General features: G+C 71.4%; 6 protein-coding genes. All 6 read left to right on the top strand.

The features are described from left to right. Nucleotides 1-233: 233 nt before the first annotated feature. Complete coding sequence (locus ACIRJP_RS41245; RefSeq protein ID WP_404186191.1) at nt 234-1,811, top strand: PucR family transcriptional regulator; 1,578 nt, start codon at nt 234-236, stop codon at nt 1,809-1,811. Between the two features lie 150 nt (nt 1,812-1,961). Then, nucleotides 1,962-3,407, top strand: a complete 1,446-nt coding sequence (locus tag ACIRJP_RS41240) for an aldehyde dehydrogenase family protein (protein WP_404186189.1) — start codon at nt 1,962-1,964, stop codon at nt 3,405-3,407. 299 nt (nt 3,408-3,706) lie between these two features. Continuing rightward, the gene (locus ACIRJP_RS41235) at nt 3,707-5,653 is read left to right on the top strand and encodes an acyl-CoA dehydrogenase family protein (protein WP_404186187.1); all 1,947 of its coding nucleotides are present in this window, start codon (nt 3,707-3,709) and stop codon (nt 5,651-5,653) included. A 137-nt stretch (nt 5,654-5,790) separates the two neighbouring features. Continuing rightward, nucleotides 5,791-7,044, top strand: coding sequence for a 1-deoxy-D-xylulose-5-phosphate reductoisomerase (dxr, locus tag ACIRJP_RS41230; RefSeq protein WP_404186185.1), 1,254 nt, complete (start codon nt 5,791-5,793; stop codon nt 7,042-7,044). Further along, complete coding sequence (locus ACIRJP_RS41225) at nt 7,041-8,351, top strand: M50 family metallopeptidase (protein ID WP_404186183.1); 1,311 nt, start codon at nt 7,041-7,043, stop codon at nt 8,349-8,351. Before dxr ends, ACIRJP_RS41225 begins: the two co-directional genes overlap by 4 nt. Nucleotides 8,352-8,541: 190 nt before the next feature. Further along, nucleotides 8,542-8,710, top strand: a 169-nt coding sequence (locus ACIRJP_RS41220) for a flavodoxin-dependent (E)-4-hydroxy-3-methylbut-2-enyl-diphosphate synthase (RefSeq protein WP_351267810.1), incomplete at its 3' end; no start/stop codon positions are given.

The raw sequence follows: 8,710 nt of genomic DNA, 5'->3' as shown, positions 1-8,710 counted from the left end.
TTTTTTTTTTTTTTTGTTTCTTTGGTGTTCCCCCCCCCCCCCCCGGCCCCGCCGCCCCCCCCCCCCCCCCCGCGGGGGGGGGGGGGGCCGCGGCGGGGGGGGGGGGGGGGGGGCCCCCCCCCCCCCCCCCACCACTGGTCGTGGTCATGCCGGACCCTGCCGCTCTGGCAGAATTGAGAACAGCCGTTCGTACGGGACGGCGAAAATCGACTCTTCGAGGTCCCGCGGTCCCCATGCCCCTCACTCTCGCCTCGCTCGTCCAGCATTCGGCGCTCAAACTCACCGTGCGCGCGGGGGCGGACCGGCTCGACGCGCCCGTGCGCTGGGCACACGCCAGCGAGCTCGCCGACCCCGTGCCGTACATGGAGGGCGGCGAGTTCCTGCTCGTCACCGCCACCAACCTCGACGCCGAGAACCCCGAGGCGATGCGGCGCTACGTGCGGCGGCTGGCCGGGGCCGGGGTCGTCGGCCTGGGCTTCGCCGTCGGCGTCAACTACGACGAGGTGCCGAAGGAGCTGATCGACGCGGCCGAGGAAGCGGGGCTGCCGCTCCTCGAAGTGCCCCGCCGCACCCCGTTCATCGCGATCGCCAAGGCCGTCTCCTCCGCGATCGCCGAGGAGCAGTACCGGGCCGTGACCGCCGGGTTCGAGGTCCAGCGGGAACTGACCCGAGCCGCCCTCGCGGGCGACGGGCCCGGCGAACTCCTCACCCGGCTCGCCGCCCACCTCGACGGCTGGGCCGCGCTGTACGACGCCGCCGGCCAGGTCGTCGCCGCCGCCCCCGAGTGGGCCGCCCGACGCGCCGCCCGGCTCACCCCCGACGTGGAACGGCTGCGGGACCGCCCGGCCCCGGCCAGCGTCGTCGTCGGCGACACCGACGACCGGGTGGAGCTCCAGTCCCTGGGCACCGGCCGCCGGGTCAGGGGAGCGCTCGCCGTGGGCACCGGCGCGGCACTCGGCACCGCCGAGCGGTACGCGGTGCACTCCGCCGTCGCCCTGCTGACTCTGACCACCGCACGCTCCCGGTCCCTCCAGGGCGCTGAGCAGCGCCTCGGCGCGGCGGTGCTGCGGATGCTGCTCGCCGGTCAGCCCGACCATGCCAGGGCCGTCGCCGGGGACCTGTACGGGGGGCTGCTCGACGCCCCGTTCCGGCTGCTCATCGCGGAGGCGTCCCACCCGGCCACCCCGCTGTCGCTCGGCGAGGCGATGGAGGCGGCGGCGCTGCGGACCGGCGAGACCCTGCTGACCGTCCCCGAGGGCGACCGGCTCGTCGTGCTTGCCGCGGACGGCGGAGCGGCGGTCGCCGCCTGCACGGCGTACGCGGAGGCCCAGGAGGCGCGGGCGCCCGCCGAAGGGACCAAGCCGGAGGAGGGCCAGGTGGTCGTGGGCCTCTCCGCCCCGGCGGGCCCGATCGCCGTCTCCGCCGCGTACAAGCAGGCCGAACAGGCCCTGTCGGTGGCGCGCCGCCGGGGCAGGGCACTGGTCGAGCACGAGGAGCTGGCGGCGGGCTCGGTGCTCCCGCTGCTCGCGGACGACGCGGTACGGGCCTTCGCCGACGGAATGCTCCGGGCCCTGCACGAGCACGACGCCAAGGGCCGCGGCGACCTCGTCGCCTCGCTGCGGGCCTGGCTCGCCCACCACGGCCAGTGGGACGCCGCCGCCGCGGACCTGGGCGTGCACCGCCACACCCTGCGCTACCGGATGCGCCGGGTCGAGGAGATCCTGGGCCGCTCGCTGGACGATCCGGACGTCCGGATGGAGCTGTGGCTGGCGCTCAAGGCGACGAGCGCCCCATCGGCGCCGGAGGCGTAACCGCCGAACCGGAGCCAGGCGTTCCGTGCGCATCCGACAAACCGGCGCGTCCCCGTGGCGCACTGCTCCACCCCGGACAAACGCCACGGCGCCCGCACGGCTCTACGGTGGGGGCAAGACACCCCACCGCTCCGAAGGGCCGGAACCTCCATGACTTCCACCCACGCCTTCTGGCTCGCCGGCCGCCAGGCCACCGGCGAGGACAGCTTCGACGTCACCAACCCCTACGACGGCCGTCTCGTCGGCACCGTCAGCGTGCCGACCGACGCCCAGATCGAGGAGGCCGTCGCGGCCGCGCACGCCGTGCGCGAGGAGTTCGCCGCGACCCCGGCCCACGTCCGGGCCGCCGCACTCGACCACGTCGTACGACGTCTGGTGGAGCGCACCGAGGAGATCGCCCAGCTGATCTCCGCCGAGAACGGCAAGCCCATCAAGTGGGCCCGCGGCGAGGTCGGCCGCGCCGTCTCCGTGTTCCGGTTCGCCTCGGAGGAGGCCCGCCGCTTCAACGGCGGCGACGCCCAGCGCCTGGACACCGACGCCGGCGGCACCGGCCGGCTCGGCCTGACCCGCCGCTTCCCGCGCGGCACGGTCCTCGGCATCGCGCCCTTCAACTTCCCGCTGAACCTGAGCGCCCACAAGGTGGCCCCCGCCATCGCCGTCGGTGCGCCGATCATCCTGAAGCCCGCCCCGGCCACGCCGATCTCCTCGCTGATCCTGGGCGAGCTGCTGGCCGAGACCGACCTGCCGGCCGGTTCCTGGTCCGTGCTGACCGTCCCGAACGACCGGATGCCCGCCCTGGTCCAGGACGAGCGCCTGCCGGTCATCTCCTTCACCGGGTCCGGCCCGGTCGGCTACTCGATCCTGGAGTCGGTGCCCCGCAAGCACTGCACCCTGGAGCTCGGCGGCAACGCCGCGGCGGTCGTCCTCGGCGACTACGCCTCGGACCAGGACCTGGACTGGGCCGCGACCCGCATCGCGACCTTCTCCAACTACCAGGGCGGCCAGTCCTGCATCTCGGTGCAGCGCGTCATCGCGGACGCCGCCGTCTACGACCGGCTGCTCCCGAAGATCGTCGCGGCCGTCGAGGCCCAGGTCACCGGCGACCCGTCGGACGCCACCACCGACGTCGGCCCGCTGGTAAGCGAGGACGCCGCCAAGCGCGTCGAGTCCTGGGTCGACGAGGCCGTCCAGGCCGGCGCCCAGCTGCTCGCCGGCGGCAAGCGGGACGGCGCCACCTACGCGCCGACCGTGCTCGCCGAGCTCCCGGACGACGTCACCCTCTCCTGCGAGGAGGTCTTCGGACCGGTGCTGACCGTGCAGAAGGTGGACGGCGAGGCCGAGGCGTTCGAGGCCGTCAACTCCTCCAAGTACGGCCTGCAGGCAGGCGTGTTCACGCACGACCTGCAGACCGCCTTCCGCGCCCACCGCGCCCTCGAGGTCGGCGGCGTGATCATCGGCGACGTCCCCTCCTACCGCGCCGACCAGATGCCGTACGGCGGCGTCAAGGAGTCCGGCGTCGGCCGCGAGGGCGTCCGCTACGCCATGGACGACTACACCTACGAGCGCGTGCTGGTCCTCACCGGCCTCGCCCTGTAGTCCGCGAACAGGATCGAAGAGATCCACCCGAAGTCGCCTGTGTTCCGCCTGGACAGCACGACAGCAGGCGACAGCGAGATGGCCTGAACCCACTGTGCGGGGGTTCAGGCCGTCTTCGCGTTCCCGCCACCGCAGGCGGGTCAGTGGAGTGGCTCGCGACCCGATCGGCGTCCGGGGGATGGTGGGTGTGCCGGGATTCGGGTACATACGGACGAGTAGAGCCGGTTGGTACCCGTGGGCGTCCACCCACGCGGACCGGCCGCGTCCACCCACTCAGACCGCGGCGAGGTGAGCTCCTCATGTCCGCACCATCCGCACCGAAGAACACGCCCCGGGTCACCGAGCGTGAAGCGCGCCAAGTGGCCGAGGCCGCACGCGAACAGGACTGGCACAAGCCGAGCTTCGCCAAGGAACTCTTCCTCGGACGCTTTCGGCTCGACCTGATCCACCCGCATCCGCTTCCGCCCGCGGACGACGTCCGGCGGGGCGAGGCCTTCCTCGCCCGGCTGCGCGAGTTCTGCGAGACGAGGATCGACGGCGCCCTGATCGAGCGCGAGGCGAGAATCCCCGACGAGGTGATCAACGGCCTCAAGGAACTCGGCGCGCTCGGCATGAAGATCGACCCCAAGTACGGCGGCCTCGGCCTGACCCAGGTCTACTACAACAAGGCCCTCGCCCTGGTCGGTTCGGTGAGCCCGGCCATCGGCGCACTGCTCTCCGCCCACCAGTCCATCGGTGTGCCACAGCCGTTGAAGATCTTCGGCAGCCAGGAGCAGAAGGACACCTTCCTGCCCCGGCTGGCCCGTACCGACATCTCGGCGTTCCTGCTCACCGAACCGGACGTCGGCTCCGACCCGGCCCGGCTCGCCACCTCGGCCGTCCCGGACGGGCCCGACTACGTCCTGGACGGGGTGAAGCTCTGGACGACCAACGGCGTCGTCGCCGACCTGCTCGTCGTGATGGCCCGGGTACCGAAGTCGGAGGGCCACAAGGGCGGCATCACGGCCTTCGTCGTCGAGGCGGACTCCCCGGGCATCACCGTCGAGAACCGCAACGCCTTCATGGGCCTGCGCGGCCTGGAGAACGGCGTCACCCGCTTCCACCGGGTCCGGGTCCCCGCCGCGAACCGCATCGGCCCCGAGGGTGCCGGGCTCAAGATCGCCCTCACCACGCTCAACACGGGACGGCTCTCGCTGCCCGCCATGTGCGTCGGCGCCGGGAAATGGTGCCTGAAGATCGCCCGCGAATGGTCCGCGGTGCGTGAGCAGTGGGGCAGGCCGGTCGCCCGGCACGAGGCCGTCGGCGCCAAGATCTCCTTCATCGCCGCGACCACCTTCGCCCTCGAAGCGGTGGTCGACCTCTCCTCCCAGATGGCCGACGAGAATCGCAACGACATCCGCATCGAGGCCGCCCTCGCCAAGCTGTACGGCTCCGAGATGGGCTGTCTGATGGCCGACGAACTCGTCCAGATCCGGGGCGGACGCGGCTTCGAGACCGCCGAATCCCTCGCCGCCCGCGGCGAGCGGGCCGTCCCCGCCGAACAGTTGCTGCGCGACCTGCGGATCAACCGCATCTTCGAGGGCTCCACCGAGATCATGCATCTGCTCATCGCCCGCGAGGCCGTCGACGCCCATCTCAAGGTCGCCGGAGACATCATCGACCCCGACAAACCCCTGACCGCCAAGGCGAAGGCGGGCGCCAACGCGGCCGGCTTCTACGCCCGCTGGCTGCCCAGGCTCGTCACCGGGCCGGGACAACTCCCGCGGACGTACGGCGAGTTCAGCCATCCCGGCCACCCCGACCTGTCCGCCCATCTGCGCTACGTCGAACGAGCCTCGCGCAAACTGGCGCGCTCCACCTTCTACGCCATGTCGCGCTGGCAGGGCCGGATGGAGACCAAGCAGGGCTTCCTCGGCCGGATCGTCGACATCGGCGCGGAACTCTTCGCGATGAGCGCCGCCTGCGTCCGCGCCGAACTGCTGCGCTCCTCGGGCGATCACGGACGCGAGGCCTACCGGCTCGCCGACGTGTTCTGCCACCAGTCCCGCGTCCGCGTCGAGGAACTCTTCACCCGCCTGTGGACCAACACCGACGACCTGGACCGGCACCTGGTCGACGGCGTCCTGTCCGGGGCGTACACCTGGCTGGAAGAGGGCGTCGTCGACCCGAGCGGCGAAGGCCCCTGGATCGCCGATGCCACCCCGGGACCGTCCACCCGGGAGAACGTCCACCGGACCATCCGCTGAACCGCCGGCCGGGCGGGGCGTGTCCACGCACCGGACGCGCCCCGCCCGGCCACCACCCGCCCTCGGCGCCGCCCCGACCGTCCCGTGTCCGGGACGCACTGTCCACGCCCACAGGTGATGCGGCAACAATGGGGGGCATGAGCGACAGCCCTGCCCCCCTCGCCGACCCGCACCTCGTCTTCGACGCAGCGGAAGGCCGCCGGGATCTCGTCATCCTCGGCTCCACCGGATCCATCGGCACCCAGGCCATCGACCTGGTGCTGCGCAACCCCGACCGCTTCCGCGTCACCGCGCTCTCCGCCGCCGGCGGACGGGTCGCACTCCTCGCCGAGCAGGCGAGGCGGCTGCGGGTGGCCACCGTCGCCGTCGCCGCACCGGACGCCGTACCGGCCCTGCGCGAGGCGCTGCGCGAGCAGTACGGGGCGGGCGAGCCGCTCCCCGAGATCCTGACAGGGCCCGACGCCGCCGCGCAGCTGGCCGCGAGCGACTGCCACACCGTGCTCAACGGAATCACCGGCTCGATCGGACTCGCCCCCACGCTCGCCGCGCTGGAGGCGGGCCGCACGCTCGCCCTGGCCAACAAGGAATCGCTGATCGTCGGCGGCCCGCTGGTCAAGGCGCTGGCGAAGCCCGGCCAGATCATCCCGGTCGACTCCGAGCACGCCGCACTCTTCCAGGCCCTGGGCGCCGGCACCCGCGCCGACGTGCGCAAGCTCGTCGTCACCGCCTCCGGCGGCCCCTTCCGGGGCCGGACCAGGAGCGAACTGGCAGAGGTCACCCGCGAGCAGGCCCTCGCCCACCCGACCTGGGCCATGGGACCGGTCATCACGATCAACTCCGCCACCCTGGTCAACAAGGGCCTTGAGGTCATCGAGGCGCATCTCCTCTACGACATCCCGTTCGACCGGATCGAGGTCGTGGTCCACCCCCAGTCGTACGTTCACTCCATGGTGGAGTTCACCGACGGCTCCACCCTCGCCCAGGCCACGCCCCCGGACATGGGCGGCCCGATCGCCATCGGCCTCGGCTGGCCCCGGCGCGTCCCGGACGCCGCCCCCGCCTTCGACTGGTCGAAGGCGTCCAGCTGGGAGTTCTTCCCGCTCGACGACGAGGCCTTCCCGTCCGTGGGTCTGGCCAGGCACGTCGGCACGCTCGGGGGCACCGCACCGGCAGTCTTCAACGCCGCCAACGAGGAATGTGTCGACGCATTCCTCGCAGGACGGCTGCCGTTCAACGGAATCATGGATACGGTCACGGCGGTGGTGGCCGAACACGGCACCCCCGCCACGGGAACTTCGCTCACGGTCGCAGACGTCCTGGAAGCGGAGACCTGGGCACGCGCCCGGGCCCGTGAACTCTCGGCGAAAGCGACAGCGGAGGCGCGCGCATGAGTATTTCGACGGTCCTGCTGACGATTCTGGGCATCGCCGTCTTCGTCTTCGGCCTGCTGTTCTCGATCGCCTGGCACGAGCTGGGGCACCTGTCGACCGCGAAGCTCTTCGGCATCCGCGTACCTCAGTACATGGTCGGCTTCGGGCCGACGATCTGGTCGCGGAAGAAGGGCGACACCGAGTACGGGATCAAGGCCATCCCGGCCGGCGGCTACATCCGCATGATCGGCATGTTCCCGCCGGGAGAGGACGGGCGCCTGGAGGCGCGGTCCACCTCGCCCTGGCGCGGCATGATCGAGGACGCCAGGTCCGCCGCCTTCGAGGAACTCGAACCGGGCGACGAGAAGCGCCTCTTCTACACGCGCAAGCCGTGGAAGCGCGTCATCGTGATGTTCGCCGGACCGTTCATGAACCTGGTCCTGGCCGTCGCGATCTTTCTCGGCGTGGCGATGACCTTCGGCTTCCAGACCCAGACCACCGAGGTGGCCGGTGTCCAGAAATGCGTGATCGCCCAGAGCGAGAACCGCGACAAGTGCAAGAAGTCCGACCCGGTCTCGCCCGCCCGGGCGGCGGGACTCAAGAAGGGCGACAAGATCGTCGCCTTCGACGGCCAGAAGGTCGACGACTGGGCCACGCTCTCCGACAAGATCCGCGACACCATCGGCCCCGCCAGCGTCACCGTCCTGCGCGACGGCCAGGAGAAGACCCTGCACGCCGTGCTCAAGGAGAACGCGGTGGCGAAGAAGGACTCCAAGGGCGAGGTGATCGCCGACGAGTACGTGAAGGCCGGCTACCTCGGCTTCGCCGCCCAGACCGAGATCGTCCCGCTCTCCTTCGGCGACTCGGTCGTCCGCATGGGAGACATGATCGAGAACGGCGTCGACTCGATCATCGCCCTCCCGTCCAAGATCCCCGGCCTGTGGGACGCCGCCTTCGGTGACGGCGAGCGGGCGGCCGACTCCCCGGTGGGCGTCGTCGGCGCGGCCAGGATCGGCGGCGAGGTGATGACGCTCGACGTTCCCGCGACCAACCAGATCGCGATGATGCTGTTCCTGCTGGCGGGCTTCAACCTCTCGCTGTTCCTCTTCAACATGCTGCCCCTGCTGCCGCTGGACGGCGGGCACATCGCCGGAGCGCTCTGGGAGGCCCTGCGTCGCAATGTGGCCCGGGTCTTCCGCCGCCCCGACCCCGGCCCCTTCGACGTGGCCAAGCTGATGCCGGTCGCCTATGTCGTCGCCGGAGTCTTCATCTGCTTCACGCTGCTGGTCCTCGTCGCCGACATCGTGAATCCGGTCAAGATCTCCTGACCCACCGAGCACCTCGTAGCACCTCGTGCACCACGAGTGACGGCCCGGCACACAGTGTGTGTCCGGGCCGTCGCATTTGTGTAGCACTCCCGTACGCGGTGTGCTTCGGGCCGCCTCCGGTGCCGTAACCTCGAAGGCCGGAGCCCGCCGATCTCGGGACCTTGATCCACACCTTGGGGATGCTCAGCGCATGACTGCGATTTCTCTCGGAATTCCGTCCGTTCCGACCAAGCTCGCCGACCGGAGGGTCAGCCGCAAGATCCAGGTCGGGTCGGTTGCGGTGGGCGGGGATGCGCCGGTGTCGGTGCAGTCGATGACGACGACGCGTACGTCGGACATCGGTGCGACGTTGCAGCAGA

Source organism: Streptomyces sp. NPDC102437 (assembly GCF_044765565.1).
In the GTDB taxonomy this organism is placed as follows: Bacteria; Actinomycetota; Actinomycetes; order Streptomycetales; family Streptomycetaceae; genus Streptomyces.
The sequence above is the reverse complement of the archived record's forward strand: the minus strand, read 5'-3'. Positions and strand labels throughout refer to the sequence as shown.

Bases quoted from the DNA above. Each gene is read 5' to 3' on its own strand.
- ACIRJP_RS41245 (WP_404186191.1), top strand. From the start codon at position 234: ATGCCCCTCACTCTCGCCTCGCTCGTCCAGCATTCGGCGCTCAAACTC.
- ACIRJP_RS41240 (WP_404186189.1), top strand. From the start codon at position 1,962: ATGACTTCCACCCACGCCTTCTGGCTCGCCGGCCGCCAGGCCACCGGC.
- ACIRJP_RS41235 (WP_404186187.1), top strand. From the start codon at position 3,707: ATGTCCGCACCATCCGCACCGAAGAACACGCCCCGGGTCACCGAGCGT.
- dxr (WP_404186185.1), top strand. From the start codon at position 5,791: ATGAGCGACAGCCCTGCCCCCCTCGCCGACCCGCACCTCGTCTTCGAC.
- ACIRJP_RS41225 (WP_404186183.1), top strand. From the start codon at position 7,041: ATGAGTATTTCGACGGTCCTGCTGACGATTCTGGGCATCGCCGTCTTC.